We start from the raw sequence: 26,140 nt of genomic DNA, 5'->3' as shown, positions 1-26,140 counted from the left end.
CAGTGGAACGCGGTGCGCCGGGAAGTCTGGTCGGCAGGGACGTCCCGTAATGGTGCGGGCCGGTCCTTTGAAAGGAGATCCGTCCGCCCCGTTCCCGGGAGTTCCGCATGGCGCGCCCCACCGTGAGGCGCCGCGTCGCCGCGACGTGGCCGTTCCGTCCGACCGTCCGCTACGGCCAGCAGGTCGCCAGTGCGCTGCGCATGGAGACCATCGGCGGCGTCGTGATGCTGCTGGCCGCGGTCGCCGCGCTGATCTGGGCCAACACTCCGTGGGCGGACGCCTATGAGCGCGTGCAGACGTTCGAGATCAGTCCGCATTGGTTGCATCTGGGGCATATGGACGTCCAGCACTGGGCGTCGAGCGGGCTGCTGGCGGTGTTCTTCTTCATCGCCGGGCTGGAGCTGCGCGAGGAGCTGACGCACGGCGAGCTGCGCAATCCGCGGGACGCGGCGCTGCCCGTCATAGCGGCCGCCGCCGGCGTGGTGGTCCCCGCCCTCATCTTCGTCATCGTGACCGTCGGGGAACCGGGCGCACTGCGGGGCTGGGCCGTGCCCACGGCGACGGACATCGCGTTCGCGCTGGCCGTCCTGGCAGTGACGTTCACCTCATGTCCGGCTCCGCTACGCGCGTTCCTGCTCACACTCGCCGTGGTGGACGACATGATCGCCATCACGATCATCGCGCTCTTCTACAGCGAGACCGTGCACTGGACGTTCTTCGGCCTCTCCGCGCTCCTCGTCGCCGCGTACGGGGTGCTGCAGTACAAGAACGTCCGCTCGCCGTGGCTGTACGTGCCCATCGCCCTGCTGGCCTGGTACTTCCTCCAGCGGAGCGGGATCCACGCGACGGTCGCCGCCGTGGCGCTCGGGATGCTCACGAGCCCCAGGGAGACCCCGGACGGACGGCCCACGAACGCCGAGCGCGCCGACCACGTCCTGCGGCCGTTCTCGGCGGGCGTGTGCGTGCCGGTCTTCGCGTTCCTGTCGGCGGGCGTCGGCCTCGGCATGTCCGAACTGGGCGCCGTGTTCACCGACCGGGTGGCCCTCGGAGTGATCGCCGGGCTGGTGATCGGTAAGTTCGTGGGGGTCTTCGGCGGCGCCTGGGCGGCGGTACGGCTCGGCCTGGCGACGCTCGGGGAGGACCTGCACTGGCATGAGATCGCGGGCGTCGCGCTCCTCGCCGGGGTGGGTTTCACCGTTTCGCTGCTGATCGGCGGTTTGGCCTATACCGACCCGTCACAATTCGAGAGAGTGACCACTGCGGTCCTGATCGCGAGCGTTCTCGCCTCGGCGGCCGCGGCGGTCGTCTTCCGGAGAAGGGTGCGTGTGCGCGCGCGCCCGCACTAAGGAGTAAAGCGATATGTCCGAGGCACTACCGGGCGAGCGCATCGAGGACAAGTCCGTCGGCGAGTTGGTCGCGCTGGCGTCCGGCAGCATCTCCGACCTGGTCCGGGCCGAGATGACCCTGGCCAAGATGGAGCTGAAGGCCGACGCCAAGAAGGCGGCGCTCAGCAGCATGATGCTCACCATCGCCGCGGTGATGGGCGGGCTGATCGTCATCCTGCTGTCCATCGCGTTCGCGCTGGGGCTCACCGCGCTCGGCATCTGGTCGTGGGCGGCGTTCCTGATCGTCGCGGGCGTCTACGCGGTGCTCGCCTTCTTCCTGATGTGGCTCGCGAAGAAGATCGTCAAGCGGATCGAGGGCGCGAAGCGGACCCGGAAGACGCTGAAGGACGACTTCACCGCCCTGCGGCGCCGCGGCGACGCGAAGGCGATCGACGCCAAGGGCGCCTCCCGCAAGACCGAACTGACGGATTGACCCACGCCATGTCCGGGCACGACGGGTCGCTGATCGAGGTCGACGGGCCCTGGACCCACCGGCAGGTCAGCGCCGGGGGGACGCGCTTCCACGTCGCCGAGGCCGGCGAGGGGCCGCTCGTCCTGCTGCTCCACGGCTTCCCCGGGTTCTGGTGGTCGTGGCACGACCAGCTGGTGTCGCTGCCCGCGGCCGGCTACCGGGCGGCGGCCGTCGACCTGCGCGGCTACGGCGGCAGCGACAAGCCGCCGCGCGGCTACGACCTGGTCACGCTGGCCGGGGACGCCGCCGGGCTGGTCCGCGCGCTGGGCGAGGCGAACGCGATCGTCGTCGGGCACGACTGGGGCGGGCTGCTCGCCTGGACGACGGCCGTCTACCACCCGAAGATCGTCCAGCGGCTGGCGGTGGTGAGCGCCCCGCATCCGCTGCGGCTGCGGCAGGCCATCGCCGGCGACCCGCGCGGCCAGGGGTGGGCGGCGCGGCACACGTTCGGCTTCCAGGTGCCGCTGTGGCCCGAACGGTGGCTCGTCCGCGACGATGCCGCGCTGGTGGGCAGGCTCCTGCACGACTGGTCCGGGCCCGGCTGGCCGGACGCGCGCACGGAGCAGCTCCTGCGGAAGGCCGCGCAGATCCCTGGGGCGGCCCATAGCGCGCTGGAGTACCACCGCTGGTTGATCCGGTCGCAGGCCCGTCCGGACGGCATCCGCTACGCGCACCGTATGCGCGTCCCCATCCAGGCGCCCACGCTCCAGTTGCACGGCGCGCTCGACACGTGCACCCTTCCGGCGAGTGCCCAGGGCTCCGGCCGCTACGTGTCGGCCCCTTACCGCTGGAAGCTCATCGAGGGCGCGGGTCATTTCCCGCATCAGGAGCGTCCGCGCGCGTTCGACGCGCAGCTCCTCGGCTGGCTCGCCGACCCCGAGCCCGACCACTGACCCCGCATCTGACCGCTGACCCGGAGTTCGGCCGCGGGCCCCCGGGCGTACGGTGGAGCCATGCGGGATCGGGACGGGTCTGGACGCCCACGCAACGCACGTCCACGGGACGCCTACGGACGGCCGCTGCCTCACGGCGCCACCGGCATACCCACCATGCCGGACGACCTCGACATGCCTCCCGGCGAGGCACTGCAAGAGGCGCAGAAGCTCCTGGACGCAGACCGCCCCTTCCATGCCCACGAGGTGCTGGAGGCGGTGTGGAAAGCGTCCCCGGAGCCCGAACGGGAACTCTGGCGTGGCCTGGCACAGATCGCCGTGGGGATCACCCATCTCCGGCGGGGAAACGCACGCGGCGCTGAGGCGCTCCTGAGCCGCGCCGCCGAACGCCTCGTCCCGTACGAAACGAGTGCTCCGCACGGCATCAACGTACGCGGAGTCGTCCAGCGCGCCCGAGACCTGGCCGCAAGCCCCGAGAACGGCCCCGTGACCCTCCGACTGACGGCCTAGCCCATCCCGGCCGGGCAGCCTCCGGCTCGTGGTCTGGGCACCGTCCGGCGGACCGGCTAGTCGGAGCAGCTCTGCGTGGAGACCGGGGTCGTGGCCTGGGCTCCCACGCGCGCGTCGGGAGCGACCTCCTCGGCGGTGAGCGCGTACCCCGTGGACGGAGTGTCGAGCGCCGCCGCGAAGATGACGCCGTAGACGCGGCCGTCCGTGGACAGCAGCGGCCCGCCGGAGTTGCCCGGCTCGACCCTGCCGCGGATGGCGTAGATCTCGCGGCTGACCTGCCCGGAGTGGTAGATGTCCGGGCCGCGCGCCGTCTGCCGGGCGCGGATCCGGGCGGCGCCCGGCGTGAACGGCTGGTTCTTCGGGAACCCGGCGATGATCGCGTCGTCGCGGACGCGGGCCTCTGTGGCGAACTCCAGCGCCGGCGCCCGCAGCCCCGGCACGTACAGCACGGCGACGTCGCGCTTGGGGTCGTACAGGACGACCCGGCCGCGGTTGCTGTCGCCGTTGATGGTCGACACCTTCGACGACCCGCGCGCGCCGGCGACGACGTGCGCGTTGGTCATGATGTGCTGCGGCGCGAACACGAACCCGGTGCCCTCGATGCGGCGCTGGCACTGCGGCGCCGTGCTGACCACCTTCACGATGCTGTTCTTGGCGGCCTTCAGGCCCTTGGTGCTCAGCACCGACTCGTCCGGTGGCGGCACCTGCACCACCGACTCGCCGCCGAGGCCGTTGAACACCTGCGGGAACTCGCTGCTCTTCACGAAGCCCTGGAACGAGGTGAACCACGTCTGCGCCTGCTGCGGCATCACGTCGTTGATGCCGTTGATGATCGAGGAGCCCTTGACCTGCGTCCGGACGGGCTTGAACTCGGAGTTGGCGACCAGGCTGCCGAAGAACCACGCGACGATCAGCAGCGACATCGCGCTGACGAACGTGCCGCCGACCGCGTCCGCGGTGCGCGCGTTCATCCCGGTCACCCGGTTGCGCAGGACGGCGCCGACGGACGAGGCGATCAGCTGCCCGAGGGTGGCGGCGAGGAACGCGATCACGATGGCGAGCAGCGCCTGCTGCGCGGCCCCGTCCACCGCCGACTCGGCGATCGGCGGGGCGATCAGCACCCCGATGACGCCGCCGCCGACGAAGCCCGCGAAGCTGAGCAGGCTCACGATGAAGCCCTGCCGGTAGCCCGAGACTCCGAACAGCACGACGAGCACGAGCAGGATGACATCGAGAACGTGGTCGTGCAGCACCGCTTCACCGTATAGGGCCGCGCCGCCGGTTCACGTCCCCTCGATGTACCAGATTCGGGTGCGGCGGGTAGCCGTCAGGGGTGACACGCGGGCGTGACCAGAGCCGTACCCTCCGGAAACACCGCACTGACCTGCGGATCATGCGCAACGCGAGCCAGAGGTACCGGTTTGGTCGCAGTCGATGTGATTCTCAGCTCCGGGCGGAGAGATCCAGGACCTCGCGCGGCAGGTCCTCGATGCGCGAGGTGTCCCACGGCGCGTTCCAGCCCCCGGCGTCCAAGACCTGGGTGAGCAGCGCCGCCGTGAACCCCCACACCAGCATGTCGCGGACGTGGAACGCCGGCCCCAGCCGGAGCCCGGACGGATGCCGCACCATCACCCGGTTCGCGGGGTCGACCAGCTCGTCCAGCGGGACGCGGGCGACCGTCGCGACCTCCCCCGGATGGCCGGGCGCGATCTCCGACGGCTCCCGCCACCAGCCGGCGACGGGCGTGACGCGGTGCGCGCTGTGCGACAGGTACAGCTCGGGCAGCGTGCACAGGACGTCCACACCGGCCGGTACGACGCCGGCCTCCTCCCACGCCTCGCGCAGCGCCGCCGCGACCGGGCCGTCGTCCTCGGGGTCGATGCGGCCGCCGGGGAACGCGGGCTGCCCGGCGTGGTTGTTCAGCGTGGCGGCGCGCTCGGTGAGCAGCACGTCGGGGCCCTCCGGGCCCTCGCCGAACAGGATCAGGACGGCGGCGGCGCGGGCGTCCGGCGCGGGCCGGAACATCGGCGGCACCGGGGTCTTCGGGCCTTCCTCGCGAAAACGGTCGAGCCAGCTGGGGGCGGTGTGGGTCACGTTCGTCCCAACCTCGGAACGGGCGCGTTCCTTCCCGTCATGAGAACGGCCCCGGTTTGACGAGTTTGCGCGCGGTCTCCTCGTCGGTCGGCCCTTCGCCGAAGGACGGGCACAGCCGGGCGAGCGGGCACGCGCCGCAGGCGGGACGGCGGGCATGGCAGATCCGGCGGCCGTGCCAGATGAGCCTGTGCGACAGCATCGTCCAGTCCTTGCGGGGGAAGATCTCGCCGATCTCCTGTTCGACCTTCACGGGGTCGTCTTCGGTCGTCCAGGCGAAACGCCGTGCGAGGCGGCCGAAGTGGGTGTCGACGGTGATCCCGGGGACGTCGAACGCGTTCCCCAGGACGACGTTGGCCGTCTTACGCCCGACCCCGGGCAGCTTGACGAGGTCTTCCAGCCGCCCTGGGACCTCGCCGCCGAACTGGTCGCGCAGTGCCGCGGACAGTCCCATGACCGACTTCGTCTTGGCGCGGAAGAACCCGGTGGGCTTCAGGATCGCCTCGACGTCCTCGGGGTCGGCGGCGGCGAGGTCCTCCGGGGTGGGGTACTTGGAGAACAGCAGCGGCGTCGTCAGGTTGACCCGCATGTCGGTGGTCTGCGCCGACAGGACGGTCGCGACGAGGAGCTCGAACGGGGTACCGAAGTTCAGCTCGCAGTGCGCGTCCGGGTAGGTCTCGGCCAGGATCCGGTTCATCCGGCGCGCACGCCGGACGAGCGCCAGCCGTGACTCGTCCTTCCACTTCCGGGCACGCGCCTTCGGGGATACCTCCGTCGCCATACCGGCCAGCCTACGGCGTCCGCACCGCGATCAGGCCGGACGGGCTCCCGGCGGGGCGGGGCGGAACTTTCCGGCCGAGGCGCGTAATCGGGCCGGGTGCGGGCCGTCTCTCCTGCACGTCGTTCCCGAAGGAGATCTCATGTCCGACCTCAGCCAGGTGGTCCGCCTTCCCGTTCGCCGGATCGAGCTCGATCTGTCGTTCGAGGGCGCCGCCCGGATCGCCGAGGATCTCCGGACGCACGTGCCGGGCATCGCGGCGGAGGCGGCGCACCGGATCGAGCAGCGGCTGCCGGAGTTCGCCCGGCCGCACGACCCCCGGTACGCCAAGGCGATGCGGCTGGGCGTCGAGTGCGCCATCGGCCACTTCCTGGAGCTGATGGCCGATCCCGGCGCGTCCTCGGCGGAGGTGGTGGAGTTCTGGCGGCAGATCGGCGTCGGGGAGGCCAGCGAGGGCCGGACGCTGGACGCCTGGCAGGCCGCGACCCGGATCGGGACGGGCCTCGCGGTGGAGCAGCTCACCGAGTGCGCCGAGCGCCTGGGCCACCGGACCAGCCCGTCCGTGATCGCGGCGATCGCCAACGCGGCCCTCGACTACCTGAACCAGGTGGCGGCGTTCGTCGCCGAGGGCCACGCGGACGCCGCCGCCCGCGCCGCCGGCGCGCACCAGGAGCACCGGCGCCGGCTGCTGGAGCTGCTGCTCGCCGGCTCGCCGCGCGCGGAGCTGCGCGGCCCCGCGCGGGAGGCGGACTGGGTGCTGCCCCGCACGGTCGCCGCCGTCGCCCTCCGCGAGCGCGGGCCCGACACCCGTCATCCGGTGCTGCCCCCGGACGTCCTGCTGGGCCTGCACCTGTCCGAGCCGTGCCTGATCGTCCCCGACCCGGAGGGCCCCGGCCGCGCCCGGATGCTGGAGAAGCACCTGACCGGCTGGACGGCCGCGATCGGCCCGGCGGTCGCGGTCGCGGAGGCGGGCGCGTCGCTGCGGCTCGCGCGCGAGGCGCTGGAGCTGGCCTGCCAGGGCCTGATCACCGCGGCGTCGCCGGTGGTCGCCGAGCGGCACATGCCGATCGTCGTGATGATGCGGGAGCGGGTCCTGGTCGAGAAGGTGGTCGACCGGCGGCTCGGGCCGCTGCTGCGCGCCCGCCCGGCGCAGCGCTACCGGCTGGCCGAGACGCTGCTGACCTGCCTGGAGTGCGGGTTCAACGCCACGGAGGTGTCGAGCCGCCTGCACCTGCACCCGCAGACCGTCCGGTACCGGCTGCGGCAGTTGGAGGACCTGTTCGGCGACGCGCTCCACACGACGTCCGACCGGCTGGAGCTGCACATGGCCCTGCACGCGTGGCTCGCCCTCAACGCCGAGCCGACCGCCGCCGCGCGCGACGACCTGAGCTACGGGTGAGCCCCGATGGGCCAGCCGCTGGGTCGGCCGATGTGTCAGCCGATGCGGTCAGCCGACGGCCTCGACGGCCCAGCCCTGGGCCGCCATCCCCGCGTAGGAGGACGGTTTCAGCGACACCGGTTTCAGCCCGGACCAGCTCGCCTGGAGGTAGTAGCCCTCGCCGTTGGCGAGCCGGTAGACCGAGGGCGCGGTCCGCACCAGCGTCCAGACCTGGTGCGGGCCGCCGCACGGCGCCATGACCACCGAGTACTCGCTGCCGCCCTCCCACGGGACGCCCGCCGACGCCTCGCCGCGGCTCATGCACTGCCCGGTGGACGCGCTCGTCAGCGTGAAGCCCCCGGCGGTGCCCGTGCGCTTCCACCCGGTCGCCGAGTCGGAGCAGGAGCGCTGGACGACCGCCGTCCCGCTCGGCGCCAGGCACGACTGCAGCGTCGTGTTGCGCACCCGGTAGGGGCCCGCGCCGGACGTCCCGCCGGAGTCGTCGCCGGGTGCCGCGCCGCCCGCGCCGGGGGTCCGGGTGGCGACGGCGTAGTCGGACCGGCGGACGTCCTGCGGCGCCGACGGGGTCTGGCTGACGGGGACGGCGGAGCTCGGCGGGGCGGCCTCCGGCCGGGGCGCCGGCGCGCCGTCCCCTCCCGTTCCGAAGACGATGATCGCGATCCCGGTCGCGACGCCGCCCGCCACGGCCGCGGGCAGGGCCCAGCCGGTCCCGGCCCCCGCCGGGGCGAGCGGGCCGAACGGCGCCGACGGCGCGCCCAGCAGCACCGCGCCGATGGGCAGCGCGCGCCGCAGCCGGCCGTTGAGGTCGGTCATCTCCTTGGCCGCGCGGCGGCACTCGGCGCAGGACTCCAGGTGCCGGCGCAGCGCGCGGGTGCGGCGGCGGCCGGGGCGGCGCACGTTCGCGGCGAGCTGCGCGGTGAACTCCGCGCATTCGGGGCGTCCCCCGGCGCTGGCGGCGAGGAACGCCTGCCGGAGCCCCTCGCGCGCGCGGAAGGACAGCTGGGAGACCGCGCCCTTCTCCATGCCGAGCAGCTCCGCGACCTGCGCGACGGGCTCGTCCTCGATGACCGTGTACCAGAGGACGGTCTGCCACCGCTCGGGCAGGGAGCGGAACGCGCGCACGAGCGCGTCCAGCTCGTCGACGTCCGGGGCCGGGGCGTCCTCGGGCGCGGCGGCCCAGTCGGCGACCTGGTCGGTCACGACCGTGCGGCGGTCGCCGCGAGCCCAGTCGGTGGCCGTGTTCCGGACGACGGTGTACAGGTACGGCCGGCAGGCGTCGCGCGGCCCGCGGCCCTGGCGCATCGCCGCGAACGTGCGGGTGAACGCCTCGCTGGCCAGGTCCTCGGCCAGGTGCTGGTCGCGGACCAACCCCCGCGCGTACCGCAGCACCGCCGTGTGATGGCGCCTGAACAGCTCGTCCGACGCCTGCTCGTCGCCCTCCCCGGCGGCCGCCAGCAGGTCGGCGTCCGGCCGCGCGTCCACGCCCGCTACCACCACGCCATCCAACCGATCGCCCGCATGTCACCACAACCCTCAGAGGTCGCCTCTCACCGCACGAAGAGACGCCGGTTCCGGACGGCGATTACGGGAATTTCCGAGATGATCTTAAAAAGACGAGGATGTTCATTAATGGTAGGGTCGCGGGATGATCCTTGACTCCCTCCGGTGGGACTCGTCCCCGTGGCCGGCGACCCTCGCCGGACGCCGGGTCCTGATCACCGGCGCGGCGCGCGGCATCGGCGCGGCCCTCGCCGCCCGGCTGCACGAGCGCGGCGCCCGCGTCGCCCTCGCCGGCCTGGAACCCGACCTGCTCGCCGCCGTCGCCGCCGGCTGCGGATCCGCCCCCTGGTGGACGTGCGACGTGACCGACCGCGACCGGGTCGAGGAGGTCGCGGGCCTCGCCGTCCGCGAGCTCGGCGGGCTGGACGTGGTCGTCGCCAACGCGGGCGTGGCCGCGCAGATGCCGATCATCGGCGGCGACCCGTCCGTCCTGGAGCAGAGCCTGCGCGTGAACGTGCTGGGCGTCTACAACACGCTTCGGGCTGCCGGCCCGCACATCAGCCATGAGCGCGGCTACGCGCTGGCGATCGCCTCGCTGGCGGCGGCCGTCCAGGCTCCGCTGCTCGGCGCCTACAGCGCGTCCAAGGCCGCGGTCGAGGCGCTGGGCAACACGTTCAGGGCCGAACTGAGGCCGTGGGGTGCGAAGGCGGGCGTCGCCTACTTCGCCGAACTCGACACCGACATGACGCGGCGCGGGTTCGGCACCGAGGCCGCGGCCGCCATGACCGGCTCCGGCCGCGCGAGCAGCATCGTCTCGGCGGTCACGCCGTTGAACGTGGGCATCGACGCGCTGGAGCGCGGGATCGCCCGCCGCTCGAAGCGCGTCGTCGCCCCCTGGTGGGTCGGCGGTGTGCTGCCGGCCCGGATGCTCGCGCAACCCGTCGTCGACGCCGCCGCCCAGCGCGGGCTGCGCGACATCCTGGACATCGCGCGGAAGGAGCGGGTCGAACTGACCACGCCGCAACCGGACTCCGACCGGTGACGACGCCGCGCGTCCCGCCGGGCGGCCGCCGCGACGTCGGGGTCGTGAACTGGCTCGCCTGCAGGGTCGCCGGTCTCGTGGCCGGAACCGGCCCGCCCAACCTCTTCCTGACGCTGGCCCGCCGCCGCGGCCTGTTCCGCGGCTGGCTGTGGTTCGCCGGGCGGCTCATGCCCGGCGGCAGCCTGCCGCGCCGCGAGACCGAACTGGTGATCCTGCGCGTCGCGCACCTGCGCGACTGCCGCTACGAGTTCGACCACCACGTCCGCATCGCGGGCCGCTCCGGCGTCCGCAAGCGCGACGTCGAGCGGGTGAAGGACGGCCCGTCCGCCGAGGGCTGGACGCCGCGCGAGCGGGCGATCCTCGCCGCGGCCGACGGGCTGCACGCCGACCGGGACCTGGACGACGCCACCTGGACCCGCCTCCGCGCCCACCTCACCGAGGGCGAGTGCGTGGAGCTGACGATGCTCGTCGCCCACTACGAAATGCTCGCCACCGTGATCACGACCCTCCGCGTCCAACCCGACCGCCCCCGCCACCCCTGACAAGCCGACGAGGTCACTGTCATGCGCCCAGCTCCCCTCACCGCGGTCTTACTGGCCCTCACCACGGCGTCCGCCGGGTTCGTTGCGCCCGCTCAGGCCGCCGAGCGCGGCGTCCGGTTCACGGACGGCGGCGGTATCCACGTCGTGAAGGTGCGGCGTATCGACGACCGGCAGTACGCGGTGCGGGTGAGCACGGCCGCGCTGGGACGGGCCGTGGACGTCCGCATCCTGCTGCCGACCGGGTACGAGCGGCGGGCGAGCGCGCGGTTCCCCGTCCTCTACCTGTTCCACGGCACGTCCGGACGGGCCTCCGACTGGGTCGACGCGGGCGACGCGGAGCGGACGACCGCCGGACGGCCGCTGATCACCGTCATGCCGGACGCGGGCTTCGACGGCAACGGCGGCGGCTGGTTCACCGACTGGGCCGACCCGGCCACCGCGCTGGGACCGTCCAAGTGGGAGACCTTCCACGTCGGCCAGCTGATCCCGTGGATCGACCGCAACCTGCGCACGGTCGCCCGCCGCGAGGGCAGGGCGGTCGCGGGGCTGTCCCAGGGCGGATTCGGGGCGATGAGCTACGCGTCCCGGCATCCGGCGCGGTTCGTGTCCGCAGCGTCGTTCTCCGGCGCGCCCGACATCGCCTCCAACCCGGTCGTCGCGGCGGGCGCGGCCGCCGTCGTCTCCTACATCGCGGTCGCGCTCGACGGGGTCGGCCCGGACGCGATCTTCGGCTCCCCGCTCACCGACGCGATCAACTGGCGCGGCCACGACCCCGCCGACCTCGCGTCCAACCTGCGCGGCATGCGGCTCTCGCTCTACACCGCGACCGGCGTCCCGGGGCCGCTCGACCCGCCCGCGCCCGATCCCGCCGCCATCGGCATCGAGGCCCTCACGCACGTCTCCACGGTCAGTTTCCACCGGCGGCTGGACGAGCTGAAGATCCCGAGCCGCTACACCAACTACGTGTTCGGCACCCACACGTTCCCGTACTGGGCCCGCGACCTGCGGCAGTACATCGGCCCGCTGATGCGGACGTTCGCCGACCCGCCGCGCCCGCCCGCGAAGATCTCCTACCGGTCGATCGACCGGAACTGGTCGCAGTGGGGCTGGACGGTCGCACTCAAGCGGCGCAACGCCCAGGAGTTCAGCGCGCTCTCCCAGGCGTCCAGAACGGGTTTCACGCTACGGGCCACCGGCACCGCCACGGTCACGACGCCCGCGTCCTACCGTCCTGGCACGCGTGCCGTACTCCGCGTCACGCAGGGGAGGAAGCACAGCGTCATCAAGACGACCGCTGGGCCGCACGGGCGCCTCACTGTCACGCTCCCGCGCGCACACAGCGTCACCACAACGCGGGTGACCATCACCACACGTTAGCCGGCGTCCAGGGCTCCCGATCGGAGAAGCAGGCGCACATGCTCGATGATCGGGGGCCCGATGGCCCGCAGCGCCTCCATGTCGCCCGCCGCGATCGCGGGCGTCACCATCGAACTCACCGCACCGACGACCACCTGGCAGGCGAACTCGCCCTCCGCGCCGGTCACGCCCATGAGGCCGGCCAGGGCCTCGGCCAGCGCGCGCTGTATCTCCGACCGCCGCCGGATGGCCTCCGGACCGGCCGCGTAGACCTCCACCAGGAACAGCCGCGCGTACCCCGGTTCGGACGCCAGCGCCTCCAGGTAGGCGGTCACGACGCTCTCGAACCGTGCCGCCGGGTCGCCCTGGCCGCCTTCGGAGGTTCCCACGGCGACTTCCAGCCGCCGGCTGAGCAGCTCGCTCGCCTTGCCGAACGCGGCCATGAAGCAGTCGAGCTTGGACGAGAACAGCCCGTAGAAGCTCTGCCTGGACACCCGGGCCCGTTTGAGGACGTCCTCAACCGAGGTTCCGACGTATCCTTTCTCCGCCATGGCTTCGGCCATGGCCGCGCAGAGGCGGTCGCGGTGCACCCGCTCGACCTCCGCGCGGGACAGCGCGTGGCGGCCCCGCGGAAGCCGGCGCGGCGAGGGGCCGGACACCGAGCTCTGCATCCGCCCAGGGTAAGGCACGCGCTACCCGTCCGGCTCGTCCCTTAATCCGGTGATGAGACCGCTGTGATGGCATTCACCCGGTGGTCCGTACACTGGGCAAACGGGACCATGACCGCCGTGGGACGCAGTACCCCCCGGTCCCGCGTTTCGGCGCGCCGTGACCCTGCCTTCACGCACGCGGTGGGACGTACGTCACACTAGTCATGTAGGTGTTCGAGGAGGAGAAGCGTGACCGATCGCGACGTGGACGTTCTGAGCAGAGCCCCGCTCTTCGAGGCCCTCGACGAGCAGGGCGCCAAGGCGCTGCGCGCCAACGTGACCGAGGCGCGGCTCGCGCGCGGTCAGACGCTGTTCAACGAGGGGGAGACCGGGGACCGCCTGTACGTGGTCCTGGAAGGCAAGATCAAGCTGACCCGGACGGCGCCGGACGGCCGGGAGAACCTGCTGAGCGTGCTCGGCCCCAGCGAGATGTTCGGCGAGCTGTCGCTGTTCGACCCCCGCCCCCGGACCGCGAGCGCCATCGCCGTCACCGAGTGCCGCCTCGCCGGCCTCGGCCACGACGACCTGCGCCCCTGGCTCACCGGGCACCCCGAGGTCGCCGTGCAGCTGCTGCGCGCGCTGGCCCAGCGGCTCCGCAAGACCAACGACGTGATGGCCGACCTCGTCTTCACCGACGTCCCCGGCCGGGTCGCCAAGGCGCTGCTCGACCTCGCGGAGCGGTTCGGCCAGCCGTCGGAGGCGGGCCTGCACGTCCACCACGACCTCACGCAGGAGGAGCTGGCGCAGCTCGTCGGCGCCTCCCGCGAGACGGTCAACAAGGCGCTCGCCGACTTCGCCCAGCGCAACTGGCTGCGCATCGAGGCGCGCGCCGTCGTCATCCTCGACATCGAGCGCCTCCGCAAGCGCTCCAAGTAGGCACGCCCGCGTCCAACGCCAAGCGTCCGACCGGCCCGGCGCTCAGCGTTGGACCCCCGGCGCCGGCGGGGCCGATGGCGCCGTCCGGGTCAGCGGCGGGAGTCGAGGTAGTCGAGCTGCGCCTGGACGGACCATTCCGCCGCGGGCCAGAGCGACGTGTCCACGTCGGCGTACACGCGCTCGACGACCTCGCGGGCGGTGCGCGCCCCCGCCTCCACGGCCGCCTCGACCTGGGCGAGGCGCTCCCGGCGATGGTCGATGTAGTGGTCGAGGACGGCGATCGGGTCGTCCAGCTTGGGGCCGTGGCCGGGCAGGATCGTGGCGGCCTCGACGTCGGCGGAGAACCTGCGGAGCCGGTCCAGGGAGCCGAGGTAGTCCCCGAGGCTGCCCTCCAGCACGGTCGTCCCGTACCCGAGGACGGTGTCGCCGGTGAGGACGGCGCCGTCGGCCGGCAGCCAGAAGGTCAGCGAGTCGTCGCTGTGGCCCGGCGTCTCCATGATCCGCAGCTCCAGGCCGCCCGTCGTGACGACGTCCCCCTCAGCGAGCCCCTCGTCGCCGAGCCGGTGCTTGGGGTCGAGCGCCCGCACCTTGACCGAGCCGCCCGCCAGCTTCGCGAACTTGCCGGCGCCCGCCGAGTGGTCGGGGTGGCCGTGCGTGAGCAGGACGAGCCCCACCCGCCGGCCCTGCGCCTCGATGACGTCCAGGACGCGCTTGAGGTGCGTGCCGTCCTTCGGACCGGGATCGACGACGACGGCCTCGTCCGCCCCCGGCTCGGCGATGATCCAGGTGTTCGTGCCGTCCAGGGTCATGGCGGACGGGTTCGGAGCGAGCACGCAGGTCGCCCGTTCGGTACCCATCCCGTCGATCTCGGTCATATCCCCCATCCTGCCCGAGGCGCGGTCCGGGTGCCGGACCGGGTTCCAGCCGAAACGGTCGAGATGCCGCAGGGCGGACGTCCCGGCCAGCCGCCACATGACGGCCTGGGAACGGGGCATTCCGCGCGGCACGGTCAGCCCAGCCCGTAGTGCCGTCCGACGCCGTCCGGCAGGACGAGGTACGCCTCGCCATCGATGATCTCCGCGGTCGGCTCGTGCACGACGATCTCGCGCGGCGCGGCCAGCACGTCCGCGACCGTGTCGAACTCGGCCAGCTCCGCCAGCGTCGCGATCGTCGGCGGCAGCATCATCCACTCGCCCTTCTCCGCGCGCTCGGCCGCCTCCGCCGGGCGCACCCAGGCGACCTGGTCGGCCTCGGTGCTGACGTCCCGCGCCCGCTGCCCCTCGGGCATCGCGGCCACGAAGAAGCGCGTGTCGTAGCGCTTCGGCTCGATCGCCGGGGTGATCCAGTGCGCCCACGGCCGCAGCAGGTCGGCGCGCAGGACGAGCCCGCGCCGGTCGAGGAACCCGCCGAACGACTGCGAGCGGTCCAGCAGCGCCTGCCGGTCGGCCTCCCACTCCTCGCCGCGCGTGTCGTCGACGACCGTCCCGCTCGTCGGCCCGGCCAGCAGGACGAGGGTCTCCTCGAACGTCTCCCGGACCGCCGCGCAGACCAGCTCGCGGGCCAGCGGCTCGTCCGCCTTGAACGCCGTCCCCCACTCGGCGGGCGGCGGACCGCACCACGCCAGGTCGGCCTCGCCGTCGCGCGGGTCGACCGACCCGCCCGGGAACACATAGGCGCCGGGCGCGAACGCCATCGACCGGACGCGGCGCAGCATGAACGCCTGCAGGCCGTGCTTCTCGTGGTCACGGAGCACGACCACGGTCGCCGCATGCCGGGCGGGGACGGGCTCGGCCCGGCCCGCCCGGATGTCCTCGATCCGATCCCGGAAGCTCTCCGGCAGCTTCAGCCCGTGCACAGTGCTCATGGCGTGTCATTCGGACATACCGAATGGCATTCCGTCAAGCCTGGTCCTACCGGACCTCGGCGATGAGCTCCACCTCGACGGGCACGTCGAGCGGCAGCACGGCGACGCCCACGGCGCTGCGCGCGTGCTTGCCGGCGTCCCCGAACACCTCGGCCAGCAGGTCGCTCGCGCCGTTGACCACCTGGGGCTGCCCGGTGAAGCCCGGGGCGCTGGCGACGAAACCGACGACCTTCACGATGCGGACGACCTGCGACAGCTCGCCGACCTCCGCCTTCAGCGCCGCGATCGCGTTCAGCGCGCAGATCCGCGCCTGCTTCGCCGCCTCCTCCGCGCTGACCTCCGCGCCCACCTTGCCGGTGACGCCCAGCTCACCCTTCACCAGCGGGACCTGGCCCGCCGTGTAGACGAGCGAACCCGTCCGCACCGTCGGAACGTACGACGCGACCGGCCGGACGACGTCCGGCAGCTCGATCCCGAGCTCCCGCAGCCGCTCTTCGGGCGTGCTCATGACCACTCCTCCTCGTTGAGGGCGTTCGCCGTCGAAGGCGCCGCTACGACTGGACTTCGCGCTTGAAGTAGGCCACCAGGTTCTCCGGGTTCGGCCCCGGCAGGACGGTGACGAGCTCCCACCCGTCCTGGCCCCAGTTGTCAAGGATCTGCTTGGTCGCGTGCACCAGCAGCGGAACGGTCGCGTACTCCCACTTCTTCATGGACGTCACCCTAGCGATGGCCCTACTGGAACCCCGTTCGAACCCACCCCTCGCACCGCGGCGGGCAGGCGCTCAGGCGGAGGCGGCGTCGTGGTGGGCGCGGGCGGCGTGGACGTCGTCGATGTGGTGGTTCGCCCAGTCGATCATCGCGGCGATCAGCGGGACGATCCGGTCGCCCAGCGGCGTCAGCGCGTACTCGACCTGCACCGGGACGGACGGCGTGACCGTGCGCGCCACGAAACCGTCCCGTTCGAGGGAGCGCAGCGTCTGCGTGAGCATCTTCGCGCTGACGCCCGGCATCGCGCGGCTCACCTCGGCGTACCTGCGCGGGCCCGCCGCCAGCTCCCAGAGGACCATGGTGCTCCACTGCCGGCCGACGATGCCCAGCAACTGGTTCATCGGGCACGTCTCCATGAAGGCGCCGAACGCCGCCCTCTCCTGCTCGCGGCGCTGCGCCGCCGTCATCGTGGCCATGCTGCGGGCTCACCTCCGGGTGCCGAACGCACCCCGAAGTAACTTCTTCCGGGCGCGCGCTGTTCCGGCGACAGTGATCGGTGCGGGGGGCTCTCCCCGCGACACCCCACATCCTGAGGAGTTCCGGCATGCGCGCGATCATCGTCAACGCCCCCGGTGGGCCGGACGCGCTGGAGGAGGCCGACGTCCCCGAGCCCGTTCCGGGGCCGGGCCAGGTACGGATCCGGGTGGAGGCCGCGGCGGTCAACCCGGTCGACGCGGCCGTCCGCGCGGGCGCCCTGGCCGCCGCGGGGATGATGTCCTTCGACGCACGGCCGGCGTTCGGCATCGGCATGGACGTCGCCGGCACGATCGACGCCGTCGGCCCCGGCGTCACCGGCCGCACGCCCGGTGACCAGGTCATCGGGTTGCAGGACCGGCTGGACGTGCCGCTCGCCGGATACGCGGAGAAGATCGTCCTCGACGCGTCCGCCGTCGCCCGCGCGCCCCGCGCGGCCTCCCCGGCCGAGGCGGCGACGCTGCCGCTCAACGGCCTCACGGCCTTGCAGGCGCTCGATCTGCTCGACCTTCCGCCTGGAGCGACGCTGCTGGTCACGGGCGCGGCCGGGGCCGTCGGCGGCTACGCCGTCGAGCTCGCCGCCCACCGCGGGCTCCGCGTCGTCGCCTCCGCCTCCGCGGCGGACGAGGCGCTGGTGCGGGGCTTCGGCGCGGAGATGTTCGTGCCCCGGGACGTCCACCTCGCGGACGCGGTCCGGGCGCTCGTCCCCGGCGGCGCCGACGGGGCCGTGGACGCCGCCCTCCTCGCCGCGGCGGCGCTCGACGGCGTCCGCAGCGGCGGGACGTTCGCGGCCGTCAACGGCGGCCCGGCCGTCCCGGTGCCGCTGCGCGGGATCAGCGTCCGCAACGCGTGGATCCGCGCCGACGCCGACCAGCTCGCCGCGCTCGTCGACCTCGTGGACGAGGGCCGCCTGACCCTCCGCGTGGCCGACACGCTGCCCTTGGCGGAGGCCCGCAAGGCGCACGACCGCCTGGAATCCGGCGGTCTCCGAGGCCGCCTGGTCCTGATCCCCTGACACCGGAAGACGCGGCGCCGCCGGATGCACCGGGCGGCGCCGCGAGGCGCGTCAGCGCCGCTGCTCTCCGGTCTCCGGGCCGGGGTCGCCGCTCGTGATGCCGCGGGGTTCCTCGGACGCGGACTGGCGCTTCGGCTCGTCCAGGCCGATGACCGGCGGGACGTCTTCGGCCGACTCTAGGGTGGAAGGCTGCTCCGCCGCCTTGGCGAGCTCCTCCTCGGCCTTGGCGAGCCGCTCGCCGAGGTCGAGCTTGGAGCCCTCGCCGCCCGGGGCCGGCCCGGAACCGCCCGCGACCTTGTCGAAGAACCGCAGGATCTCGACCGGCAGCGGCATGACCAGCGTGCTGTTCTTCTCGGCCGACACCTCCACGACCGTCTGCAGCAGACGCAGCTGGAGGGCCGCCGGGTCCTGCGACATGATCTCCGCGGCGGCGGCGAGGCGCTTGGACGCCTGGAACTCGCCGTCCGCGGTGATGATCCGGGCGCGGCGCTCGCGCTCGGCCTCGGCCTGCCGGGCCATCGACCGCTTCATGCCCTCGGGCAGCGAGACGTCCTTGATCTCGACCCGCTCGATCAGGATGCCCCACGGGCCCTCGGTGATCTCGTCGATGATCACCCGCAGCCGCGCGTTGATCTTCTCCCGCTCGCCGAGCAGCTCCTGCATGTCGGCCTGGCCGATGACCGACCGCAGCGACGTCTGCGCCACCTGCGAGACCGCGTACCCGTAGTTGTGGACGTTCACGATCGCCTTCACCGGGTCGATCACCCGGAAGTAGACGACCGCGTCGACGCGGACGCTCACGTTGTCCTGGGTGATGCCGTCCTGGCCGGGCACCCCCATCGTGATCGTCTGCTGGCTGACCTTCTGCATGCGCTCGACGATCGGCACGATCGCCGTCAGGCCCGGCCGGCGCACCGCGCCGGGACGCAGCTGCCCGTCCCGCTGCACCTGGCCGAACCGGAACACGATCCCGTTCTCGAACTGCTGTACGACGCGGATCGACGACGCCAGGACGATGAGCCCCCCGACGACGACGATCAGCACGATGATGAGGGCCACCGCTTCCATCACGGCCACCTTTCTCACGTGGGCGGCCGGGGTCCGGGGATCGCCCGGACACCGGCGGACTCTGGACCGGTGAGGATCCAGACGGAACCGCCCGGGGACGGTTCACGTTTCCCAGCTAACCGCGCGGGCACGCCCGTGTACAACGCTCGCACGAATGATCTTGCGGGGAACCGTGTCAGGGATCACTTGCATACGGGCGGGCGCCCTCTGAAGTGTTTGCCGAGTGAACGATATGGTCGATCGGGTGAGCGCGAGAGACACCGACTGGGACGGCGTACGCCTCCATGTGGTCACCGGGAAGGGCGGCACGGGCAAGACGACCGTCGCCGCGGCCCTCGCCCTTGCCCTGGCCGCCGGAGGACGCAAGGTCCTGCTCGTCGAGGTCGAGGGGCGGCAGGGCATCGCCCAGCTGTTCGACTGCCCGCCCCTCCCGTACGAGGAGCGCCGCGTCGCGGTCGCCCCGGACGGCGGGGACGTGTACGCGCTCGCCATCGACACCGAAGAGGCGCTCATCGAGTACCTCGAGATGTTCTACAACCTCAAGCGCGCCGGCAAGGCGATGACCAAGCTCGGCATCGTCGACTTCGTCACCACCATCGCCCCCGGCCTGCGCGACGTCATCCTCACCGGCAAGACCTCCGAATCGGTGCGCCGCAAGAGGAAGGACGGCTCCTTCATCTACGACGCCGTCGTCATGGACGCCCCGCCCACCGGCCGCATCACCAAGTTCCTCAACGTGAACGAGGAAGTCTCCGGTCTCGCCAAGGTCGGCCCCGTCCGCAACCACGCCGACACCGTGATGAAGGTCGTCCGCAGCCCGGAGACCGCCGTGCACTTCGTGACCCTCCTTGAGGAGATGCCCGTCCAGGAGACGATGGACGGCATCCGCGACCTCACCCAGGTCGGCCTCCCGATCGGCGGCGTCATCGTCAACATGGAGCACGAGCCCGTCCTGAGCGAGGACGACCTCACCGCGGCCGCCGCCGGCACCCTCGACACCGACGAGATCGTCCGCGGCGTGAAGGCCGCCGGGCTGGAGCACGACGCCGAGCAGATCGCCGCCGTCCTCGCCGCCGAGGCCACCGACCACGCCCGCCGCACCGCCCTGCAGCGCCGCGAGAAGGAACGCCTCGACTCGATCGACCACCCCCGCTACACCCTCCCGATGCTCTCGGACGGCATGGACCTGGCCGGCCTCTACGACCTGGCCGCCGCCCTCCGCGCCCAAGGCGCCGCATGACCGGGCACATCGGCCGGCGGCACCCGCCGGGAGACGCGGACGGTCGTCCGGCGAGAGAAGTCGCCGAGGTAGAAGGTGCGCGGCGGGCGGCAGGCGTCCGCGCGGCGGGCAGTGCACGGTTCGGCGCGGTGGCGGCGCTGCCCGGGGTCTCCTGGGTGGCTCTCGCGGCGGCGCATGCGGGTCCCGGCGGCGAGTGGCAGAGGTGAATCGATGAGCCCGATCGGCAAGACCCCTCCCGTCCTGGACGTCGACGCGCTGCTCGACGACCCGCGCACGAAGATCATCGTGTGCTGCGGGTCGGGCGGCGTCGGGAAGACGACCACGGCCGCCGCGCTCGGCGTCCGGGCCGCCGAACGGGGGCGCGACGTCGTCGTCCTCACCGTGGACCCGGCGCGCCGGCTCGCCCAGTCGATGGGCCTGTCGGAACTCGACAACAGCCCCCGCAAGATCGAGATCGACGGCGACGGCGAGCTGCACGCCATGATGCTCGACATGAAGCGCACCTTCGACGAGATCGTCGAGGCGCACGCCGACCCCGACCGGGCCAAGCAGATCCTCGCCAACCCCTTCTACCAGTCGCTCTCCTCATCGCTGTCGGGGACGCAGGAGTACATGGCGATGGAGAAGCTCGGGCAGCTGCACCGCTCCGGCGCCTGGGACCTGATCATCGTGGACACGCCGCCGTCCCGGAACGCCCTGGACTTCCTGGACGCCCCCGAGCGCATGGGCCGCTTCCTCGACGGCCGCTTCATGAAGATCCTCGCGGCGCCGGCCAAAACCGGCGGCCGCTTCGGCGTCAAGGTGATCAGCGCCGGGTTCGGCATGTTCACCGGCGCGATCAACAAGGTCCTCGGCGTCCAGCTCCTGCGCGACGTCCAGACGTTCGTCGCCGCGTTCGACACGATGTTCGGCGGGTTCCGGGAGCGGGCCGAGAAGACGTTCAAACTCCTGCAGACCCCCGGCACCGCGTTCCTCGTCGTCGCCGCCCCCGAGCCGGACGCGCTCCGCGAGGCGTCCTACTTCGTCGAGCGCCTCGCCGAGGAGCGCATGCCGCTCGCCGGGCTCGTCGTCAACCGCGTCCACGAGTCCGCGGCCGACGGGCTCTCGGCGGCGCGCAGCCAGGCCGCCGCCGAGACGCTGGAGGAGCGCGGCGAGCACACGCTGACCGCGGCGCTGCTCCGCCTGCACTCCGCCCGCATGCAACTGGCCGCGCGCGAGGAGCGCCTCCGCGACCACTTCGCGTCGACGCACCCGACCGTCCCGGTGACGGCGGTCCCCGCCCAGGCCGAAGACGTCCACGACCTGGACGGCCTGCGCCTGGTCGGCGAAGACCTAGCCGCCCCCACCTCGTCCCCGTCCGCCGCCTGACCCCACCCACGCACCCTCCCACCGCAGCCCGTCAACCGCCCGCCATCTCTACGATGGCCTCCCGCCGCGGCAGGCACCGCGAGAACTCCCTTCTGTGGATAACCCGGTCCGCCGAGTGCGGCTACCGGGTGTTCTTGGGGACGTAGAGGCGGATGTCGTCCACGTAGGCTTCGCCCTCGTAGTAGTTCAGGTGCGGGTCGCCGATGATGAACGAGTCGGGGTAGGCAGAGCCCTTGGGCCAGGAATGCTCGGTGACGTACGTCCCGGCGGGGCCCTTGTGGACGAGGCGGCGGTCGAACCGGCCGTCGTACTCACCCGGAGTCTGGTTGTAGTGCCAGATCGGACGCCCGTCCTCCACGAAGTCGTGGTGGACGCGCAGCGTGGCCTGCCCCACGTGGAGGAACGGCCCGCTCATCTCGAGCGTGTACCCGGTGGCGTCGCGCTCCACGGCGAACCGGTAGGAGGCCTTGGGCATGAGCTCCGGCCGGATCTCGGCGCTGGCGAGGTGCTCCTTGAACCGGCCGCCCGGCCCGTAGGGCTTGTCCATGGACACGTTCCCGCAGGCCGTCTTGATGTAGTACTCGTTGCTGATGTTGTTGTTGGCGGCCTCGCGGAACTTGTCGCCGCGCACGAACAGCGCGTTGATGCCGTTGAAGGTGCCGTCGAACGTCCGGTAGATCCGGCCCGTCTTCGCATTGCAGGTCCCGGCGTTCTTCCAGCGGGCGTCGTCGCTGTAGTAGCCGTCCATGATGACCTTGCGCCGGTAATGGATGCCCGGATTGCCGTGCGGTGCCGGAGTCGGGTAGTCGAGGATCGTCAGGTAGTAGAAACCGTTCTCCCGCGTCACGTCCGGATACTCGCAGCGCGTCTTGCCTGGCAGCGCGCCCGTGAACGTCCACGGGTAGCGCGTTTTGCACGGTTCGCGCGTGTAGCCGTTGTGCCTGCCGTTGTAGTCCCACGTGCCGTGCCGCTTGCCGCCGAAGTCGATGCCGCGCAGCGTCATCTCCACGCGGTAGCGCGGCGGCAGCGGGCGGGTGGGACGGATCAGCACGCCGGCGTCCCAGCTGGGCTCGGAGATCCGCGCCGCCTTCTGACCGCCCGGCAGGGACGCGCTGGACACGCCCGGACGCGAGTCGGGACGCCCGTCGCGGTCCTTGTCGACGGCGGCGACCTCGGCGGTCAGCCAGCCGTCCCGTCCGAAGGCGACGCGCTTGCGGAACACGTTCAGGGTGTCGAGCTGCTTCTTGAACAGCGGCCCGCTCATCTTCGTCCAAGCCTCGCCGTCGTCGTCGAACGCGTCGACGTTCCACGGGCTGTGCGGCCCCTGCGGATCGAGTCGCCACGGTGCGCCGTCGACGTGCAGCGGCCGGTCGAAGTTCTCCTGGGCCATCAGAACCCACGGCCCGCTCCGGCCGGACGTGCTTCCGGCGGTCGCCGGCCAGCCCGCGGCCGGCCAGCCCGCCGCTCCGACGGCGGCCACTCCCGCCGCCGCGGCGGTGATCTTCCAGCGTCCCCTCACGACGTGCCCCCCCAGGTCCGGTGAACGAGCGCGCGCCGCATCCCGCGAGCGGCGCGCATGCGCACGGACCCTACGATGATCACGCCTCTGACCAGGGACGATGTGCGGCTCGCCGCCGCTTTCCCGACCGTCCCTTGGGAGAAACTTCGAGCAGACGGAACGCGGCCGCGGGCCCGCACCGCGAAAACGGTGCGGGCCCGCGGCCACGCTTCTCCATCGGACCGTGCCGGTCCCAGAACCACTGCCGGACGCCTGGACGGGCCGCGAACGGCCCCTCCGAGTTCAGCTGGCGACGAGCTCCTGCTCGTCGGCGTCGGCGTCCACCTCCACCGACCGCTCGTACTCTTCCTTCGCGGTCTCCAGCAGGTCGCGCCACGACCGCACATCCGGCCGCCGCCGCAGCAGAGCCCGGCGCTCACGCTCGGTCATCCCGCCCCAGACACCGAACTCGATCCGGTTGTCGAGGGCGTCAGCGAGACATTCCGTGCGCACTGGGCAGCCGCGGCAGATGAGCTTGGCCCGATTCTGCGCCGCTCCCTGCACGAACAGAGCGTCCGGATCCGCGTTACGGCAGGCGGCGCGGGCGGTCCAATCCGTGATCCACATCTTGGCCCCACTCCCCTAGGGTCTGTGTCGATTTGCGCTCCTTGGCCGGACGGGCGCGGACGTCAGGCCGCCAAACGAAAGCCGTGGGGAAGAACTTACGGAAGCGAGACAGGTTTCAACAGTCCCCGATGGGCCCATTCTCGATATAGCCCACCGGGGCCATACCGCCGGAACGGACTAGTTACCTGTAGTTGACGCGCCAGACACGGCGCAGGTTGTCATGATGAGGGCATACCGGGCGAACGGCCGGCCCGCGGCGGCCTGACCGGCCGGATCGCGGGCGCCGCTGGGGGACGTGTCCCTAATGCACCTCTCGTCCCGCGTACCCTAGATCCCGTGCGCGTTGTGAATACGGATCGGGGCCAGGCCGCCTCCACGCTGTTCAAGTTGCTCGGTGCCGGGGCGGTTGCGGGTCTCATCGTCGCCCTCATCGCGCTACCGGCCGTCGGCAGCGCGGGACTGACCGCTCGCGACGCCGCGAACAACTTCGAGAGCATGGACAGCCAGCTCAAGACGTCCCCTCCGTCCGAGAAGACCGTGATGTACTCGGCGGACGGCAAGCAGGTCGCCACGTTCTTCGACAAGTACCGCGAGTCCGTCCGCCTCGACCAGGTCGCGCCCATCATGCGCAAGGCCATGATCGACATCGAGGACTCGCGGTTCTACGAGCACGGCGCACTCGACCTCAAGGGCACCATCCGCGCCATGGCGTCCAACGTCGAGTCGGAGCAGACCCAGGGCGGATCCACGCTCACGCAGCAGTACGTCAAGAACCTGCTGGTCGACAGCGCCCGGACGGACGAGGAGTACCGCGAGGCGACCGCGCCCACCGTCGGACGCAAGCTCCGTGAGTTGCGCTACGCACTCGACATCGAGCAGCGCATGACGAAGGACCAGATCCTTGAGGGCTACCTCAACATCGCCTACTTCGGTGCCGGCGCGTATGGAGTGCAGGCCGCCGCGAAGCGGTATTTCAGCGTCCCGGCGTCCAAACTGACCCTCGGCCAGGCGGCACTGCTCGCCGGCATCACGCAGAACCCCACCGCTTACGACCCCATCCGCAACCCCAAGGACGCCCGCCACCGGCGTGACATCGTCCTGTATCGGATGGTCCAGCTCAACCACATCACCAAGGCGCAGGCCGACGAGGAAGCCGCCAAGCCGATCCAGCTGAACCGCACCGACCCGGTCGGCGGATGCGAATCCAGCAAGGCGCCCTACTTCTGCGAGTACGTCAAGTACGACATGCTCAACATCCTGTCGGACGGCAAGTACTGGTCGCTGAAGCCGAAGCAGCAGCAGAACATCGTCAACGAGCTGAACCGCGGCGGCTACACGATCCGCACCACGCTCGACATGCAGGACCAGCAGGCCGTCGACAAGACCCTGCGCGGCACGGTCCCCCCGAACGGCAACCGCGTCGCGGCCCAGGCGATGGTCGAACCCGGCACGGGCAGGATCAAGGCGATCGGCGTCAGCAAGCGGTTCGGCCCCGGCAAGGGCCGGACCACCATCAACCTCCCCGCCGACTCCCACCACGGCGGCGGCAACGGCGTGTCGGCGGGCTCGACCTTCAAGGTCTTCACCCTCGCCGCCGCCATCGACCAGGGCATCCCGGTCAGCACCACCATCAACTCCCCGCAGACCGCGACCGTCGGCGGCTTCCAGCCGTGCCGCTACACCGGGACGTGGCAGGGCAAGAAGTACGAGAACGACCTGGTCGGCGGCGGCGCGCCCTGGACGGTGTCCAACGCCGGCGACAGCGAGAAGGGCAACTTCAACCTCAAGACCGGCACCTGGCACTCGGTCAACACGTTCTACGCCTACCTGGAGAAGCGGGTCGGCGTCTGCAACGCGGTCAAGATGGCCGAGAAGTTCGGGATGAAGCAGGGCAACGGCAACGCGCTGCTGCCGATCCCGTCCCAGGTCCTCGGCGTCAACGACGTCGACATGGTGCACCTCGCCGCCGCCTACGCCGGCTTCGCCGCCCGCGGCAAGTACTGCTCCCCCGTCTCGGTCACCGAGGTCGTCGACGCGCAGGGCAAGAAGCTGAAGCTGCCCAAGCAGGACTGCCATCAGGCCCTCGACCAGGACGTCGCCGACAAGGTGAACTCGATCCTGCAGGGCGTCCTCACCAAGGGCACCGCCGCCGGACTCGGCATCGGCCGCCCCGCCGCCGGCAAGACCGGCACGTGCGAGGAGTTCACCTGCGCCGTGTTCGCCGGCTACACCCCGAACCTCGCCTCCGCCGTCGCCTACTGGGACTTCCGCGGCCCCTGGCAGTACAAGGTCTACGGCATCTACGGCGCGACGATCCCCGGCCCGCTCTGGCGGACCTCGATGCAGCGCGCGCTGGCCGGCGAGCCCGCCCCGGGCTTCCAGACCCCGTCCCGCAGCTTCGGCGACACGACCCGCGTCCCGCAGCTGAAGGGCGCGACCGTCGCCGACGCCAAGTCCAAGCTCGCCGCGGCCGACCTGCAGGCCAAGGTCGCGTCCGGGTCCGTCGACTCCGACCAGCCGCGCGGGACGGTCGTGTCCACCTCACCGGACGCGGGCAGCGAGGTCCCGCCCGGCACCACCGTCATCCTGTACATCAGCAACGGCAAGAAGCCGGCGCGAGGCCACGAGGACGACTGACCTGCCTCTTGGAGGGCCCGGCGTTCC

The 26,140-nt window shown here is 72.0% G+C and carries 26 protein-coding genes; 13 read left to right on the top strand and 13 right to left on the bottom strand.

Annotated features, from left to right (window positions below; all coding sequences use genetic code 11):
- Positions 1–107 precede the first annotated feature (107 nt).
- The 4 genes from nhaA to ABFX46_RS10245 all read left to right on the top strand — a co-directional run bounded on the left by nhaA (position 108) and on the right by ABFX46_RS10245 (position 3,260).
- Positions 108–1,346 (top strand): Na+/H+ antiporter NhaA, encoded by a 1,239-nt coding sequence (gene nhaA / locus ABFX46_RS10260; protein WP_346041319.1) that lies wholly within the window; start codon positions 108–110, stop codon positions 1,344–1,346.
- Positions 1,347–1,359: 13 nt separating this feature from the next.
- Positions 1,360–1,818, top strand: a complete 459-nt coding sequence (locus ABFX46_RS10255) for a phage holin family protein (RefSeq protein WP_346041317.1) — start codon at positions 1,360–1,362, stop codon at positions 1,816–1,818.
- A gap of 8 nt (positions 1,819–1,826) precedes the next feature.
- On the top strand, positions 1,827–2,750 hold the full coding sequence (locus tag ABFX46_RS10250; RefSeq protein WP_346041315.1) for an alpha/beta fold hydrolase: 924 nt from the start codon (positions 1,827–1,829) through the stop codon (positions 2,748–2,750).
- 156 nt (positions 2,751–2,906) lie between these two features.
- On the top strand, positions 2,907–3,260 hold the full coding sequence (locus ABFX46_RS10245) for a DUF309 domain-containing protein (RefSeq protein WP_346041313.1): 354 nt from the start codon (positions 2,907–2,909) through the stop codon (positions 3,258–3,260).
- Between the two features lie 56 nt (positions 3,261–3,316).
- On the opposite strand, the gene ABFX46_RS10240 is transcribed toward ABFX46_RS10245, so the two are convergent.
- The 3 genes from ABFX46_RS10240 to nth all read right to left on the bottom strand — a co-directional run bounded on the left by ABFX46_RS10240 (position 3,317) and on the right by nth (position 6,132).
- The gene (locus ABFX46_RS10240) at positions 3,317–4,513 is read right to left on the bottom strand and encodes a MarP family serine protease (RefSeq protein WP_346041311.1); all 1,197 of its coding nucleotides are present in this window, start codon (positions 4,511–4,513) and stop codon (positions 3,317–3,319) included.
- A 190-nt stretch (positions 4,514–4,703) separates the two neighbouring features.
- On the bottom strand, positions 4,704–5,354 hold the full coding sequence (locus ABFX46_RS10235; protein WP_428831230.1) for an NUDIX hydrolase: 651 nt from the start codon (positions 5,352–5,354) through the stop codon (positions 4,704–4,706).
- 37 nt (positions 5,355–5,391) lie between these two features.
- On the bottom strand, positions 5,392–6,132 hold the full coding sequence (gene nth / locus ABFX46_RS10230) for an endonuclease III (RefSeq protein WP_346041309.1): 741 nt from the start codon (positions 6,130–6,132) through the stop codon (positions 5,392–5,394).
- Between the two features lie 139 nt (positions 6,133–6,271).
- Here nth and ABFX46_RS10225 point away from each other — a divergent pair, with 139 nt between their 5' ends.
- Positions 6,272–7,528 carry a PucR family transcriptional regulator gene (locus tag ABFX46_RS10225; protein ID WP_346041307.1) on the top strand — a complete coding sequence of 419 codons (1,257 nt, stop codon included), beginning with the start codon at positions 6,272–6,274 and terminating at the stop codon, positions 7,526–7,528.
- A gap of 48 nt (positions 7,529–7,576) precedes the next feature.
- Here the strand turns inward: ABFX46_RS10225 and ABFX46_RS10220 are convergent, their stop codons facing one another.
- The gene (locus tag ABFX46_RS10220) at positions 7,577–9,025 is read right to left on the bottom strand and encodes a sigma-70 family RNA polymerase sigma factor (RefSeq protein WP_346041305.1); all 1,449 of its coding nucleotides are present in this window, start codon (positions 9,023–9,025) and stop codon (positions 7,577–7,579) included.
- A gap of 148 nt (positions 9,026–9,173) precedes the next feature.
- Between ABFX46_RS10220 and ABFX46_RS10215 the strand changes: the two genes are divergently transcribed.
- Genes ABFX46_RS10215 through ABFX46_RS10205 form a run of 3 tightly spaced genes read left to right on the top strand, consistent with a single transcriptional unit; the run spans position 9,174 to position 11,989 of the window.
- Positions 9,174–10,070, top strand: coding sequence for an SDR family NAD(P)-dependent oxidoreductase (locus tag ABFX46_RS10215; RefSeq protein ID WP_346041303.1), 897 nt, complete (start codon positions 9,174–9,176; stop codon positions 10,068–10,070).
- Positions 10,067–10,612, top strand: a complete 546-nt coding sequence (locus ABFX46_RS10210) for a carboxymuconolactone decarboxylase family protein (protein WP_346041301.1) — start codon at positions 10,067–10,069, stop codon at positions 10,610–10,612. The genes ABFX46_RS10215 and ABFX46_RS10210 overlap by 4 nt, the downstream gene beginning before the upstream one ends.
- A 21-nt stretch (positions 10,613–10,633) precedes the next feature.
- Positions 10,634–11,989, top strand: coding sequence for an alpha/beta hydrolase (locus ABFX46_RS10205; protein ID WP_346041299.1), 1,356 nt, complete (start codon positions 10,634–10,636; stop codon positions 11,987–11,989).
- Here the strand turns inward: ABFX46_RS10205 and ABFX46_RS10200 are convergent.
- Positions 11,986–12,639, bottom strand: coding sequence for a TetR/AcrR family transcriptional regulator (locus ABFX46_RS10200; protein WP_346041297.1), 654 nt, complete (start codon positions 12,637–12,639; stop codon positions 11,986–11,988). The genes ABFX46_RS10205 and ABFX46_RS10200 overlap by 4 nt on opposite strands.
- A 228-nt stretch (positions 12,640–12,867) precedes the next feature.
- Between ABFX46_RS10200 and ABFX46_RS10195 the strand changes: the two genes are divergently transcribed.
- Positions 12,868–13,554 carry a Crp/Fnr family transcriptional regulator gene (locus ABFX46_RS10195; protein ID WP_131935942.1) on the top strand — a complete coding sequence of 229 codons (687 nt, stop codon included), beginning with the start codon at positions 12,868–12,870 and terminating at the stop codon, positions 13,552–13,554.
- A gap of 89 nt (positions 13,555–13,643) precedes the next feature.
- Here ABFX46_RS10195 and ABFX46_RS10190 read toward each other — a convergent pair whose 3' ends face one another.
- The 5 genes from ABFX46_RS10190 to ABFX46_RS10170 form a co-directional block, all read right to left on the bottom strand.
- The gene (locus ABFX46_RS10190; RefSeq protein ID WP_346041295.1) at positions 13,644–14,549 is read right to left on the bottom strand and encodes an MBL fold metallo-hydrolase; all 906 of its coding nucleotides are present in this window, start codon (positions 14,547–14,549) and stop codon (positions 13,644–13,646) included.
- A 14-nt stretch (positions 14,550–14,563) separates the two neighbouring features.
- The gene (locus ABFX46_RS10185; RefSeq protein WP_346041294.1) at positions 14,564–15,418 is read right to left on the bottom strand and encodes an NUDIX hydrolase; all 855 of its coding nucleotides are present in this window, start codon (positions 15,416–15,418) and stop codon (positions 14,564–14,566) included.
- Between the two features lie 46 nt (positions 15,419–15,464).
- Entirely contained in the window at positions 15,465–15,926 is a 462-nt protein-coding gene (locus tag ABFX46_RS10180; protein WP_346041292.1) for a RidA family protein, read from the bottom strand.
- A 43-nt stretch (positions 15,927–15,969) separates the two neighbouring features.
- Positions 15,970–16,128 carry a Sp36 family protein gene (gene sp36, locus ABFX46_RS10175; RefSeq protein ID WP_021591512.1) on the bottom strand — a complete coding sequence of 53 codons (159 nt, stop codon included), beginning with the start codon at positions 16,126–16,128 and terminating at the stop codon, positions 15,970–15,972.
- Between the two features lie 72 nt (positions 16,129–16,200).
- Positions 16,201–16,602, bottom strand: coding sequence for a winged helix-turn-helix transcriptional regulator (locus ABFX46_RS10170; RefSeq protein ID WP_346041289.1), 402 nt, complete (start codon positions 16,600–16,602; stop codon positions 16,201–16,203).
- A gap of 128 nt (positions 16,603–16,730) precedes the next feature.
- Here ABFX46_RS10170 and ABFX46_RS10165 point away from each other — a divergent pair, with 128 nt between their 5' ends.
- Positions 16,731–17,675, top strand: coding sequence for an NADP-dependent oxidoreductase (locus ABFX46_RS10165; protein WP_346041287.1), 945 nt, complete (start codon positions 16,731–16,733; stop codon positions 17,673–17,675).
- A gap of 51 nt (positions 17,676–17,726) precedes the next feature.
- Here the strand turns inward: ABFX46_RS10165 and ABFX46_RS10160 are convergent, their stop codons facing one another.
- On the bottom strand, positions 17,727–18,743 hold the full coding sequence (locus ABFX46_RS10160) for a slipin family protein (RefSeq protein WP_346041285.1): 1,017 nt from the start codon (positions 18,741–18,743) through the stop codon (positions 17,727–17,729).
- A 244-nt stretch (positions 18,744–18,987) separates the two neighbouring features.
- On the opposite strand from ABFX46_RS10160, the gene bagA reads away from it, so the two are divergent.
- Positions 18,988–19,983, top strand: coding sequence for an ATPase BagA (gene bagA, locus ABFX46_RS10155; protein ID WP_346041283.1), 996 nt, complete (start codon positions 18,988–18,990; stop codon positions 19,981–19,983).
- Positions 19,984–20,193: 210 nt separating this feature from the next.
- Positions 20,194–21,351 carry an ATPase BagB gene (gene bagB, locus ABFX46_RS10150; RefSeq protein WP_346041281.1) on the top strand — a complete coding sequence of 386 codons (1,158 nt, stop codon included), beginning with the start codon at positions 20,194–20,196 and terminating at the stop codon, positions 21,349–21,351.
- Positions 21,352–21,472: 121 nt separating this feature from the next.
- Here bagB and ABFX46_RS10145 read toward each other — a convergent pair whose 3' ends face one another.
- Both ABFX46_RS10145 and ABFX46_RS10140 read right to left on the bottom strand, forming a co-directional pair.
- The gene (locus ABFX46_RS10145) at positions 21,473–22,870 is read right to left on the bottom strand and encodes a hypothetical protein (RefSeq protein ID WP_346041279.1); all 1,398 of its coding nucleotides are present in this window, start codon (positions 22,868–22,870) and stop codon (positions 21,473–21,475) included.
- Positions 22,871–23,152: 282 nt separating this feature from the next.
- A complete protein-coding gene (locus ABFX46_RS10140; protein ID WP_131935950.1) occupies positions 23,153–23,476 on the bottom strand; it encodes a WhiB family transcriptional regulator in 324 nt (107 codons plus the stop codon).
- 336 nt (positions 23,477–23,812) lie between these two features.
- Between ABFX46_RS10140 and ABFX46_RS10135 the strand changes: the two genes are divergently transcribed.
- Complete coding sequence (locus tag ABFX46_RS10135; protein ID WP_346041277.1) at positions 23,813–26,113, top strand: penicillin-binding protein; 2,301 nt, start codon at positions 23,813–23,815, stop codon at positions 26,111–26,113.
- Positions 26,114–26,140 lie beyond the last annotated feature (27 nt).

It is taken from the genome of Actinomadura chokoriensis (assembly GCF_039529475.1).
Taxonomy (GTDB): domain Bacteria; phylum Actinomycetota; class Actinomycetes; order Streptosporangiales; family Streptosporangiaceae; genus Spirillospora; species Spirillospora bangladeshensis.
This window is presented reverse-complemented; position numbering and strand designations above follow the sequence as displayed.